Raw genomic sequence first — 300 nt, forward strand, 5'->3', positions numbered from 1 at the left:
AGATCACCAATGTCGGCGGTGCCGGCGGCACGGTCGGCCTGCCGCAATTCGTCAACCAGTGGAATGGCAAGGCCAATTCGCTGATGGTGGCCGGCATGGTCATGGTCGGAGCCATCATCGCCAACAAGTCGGCCAACAACCTGACAGAGGTGATCCCGATCGCCCGCCTCACCGGCGAGTTCGAAGCGCTGGTGGTGCCGGCGGCGTCGCCGTTCAAGACCGCCGCCAACTTCGTCGCCGCGCTCAAGGCCGATCCGACCCAGGTTCCGGTGGCCGGAGGCTCGGCCGGCGGTTCGGACC

Annotated in this window: 1 pseudogene; it reads left to right on the top strand. The window is 67.0% G+C overall.

The window, feature by feature from the left end:
* Positions 1-300: pseudogene (locus EN857_RS34060) on the top strand (tripartite tricarboxylate transporter substrate-binding protein); the annotation flags it as partial.

The sequence above is a fragment of the Mesorhizobium sp. M4B.F.Ca.ET.214.01.1.1 genome (assembly GCF_004791545.1).
GTDB lineage: Bacteria > Pseudomonadota > Alphaproteobacteria > Rhizobiales > Rhizobiaceae > Mesorhizobium > Mesorhizobium abyssinicae.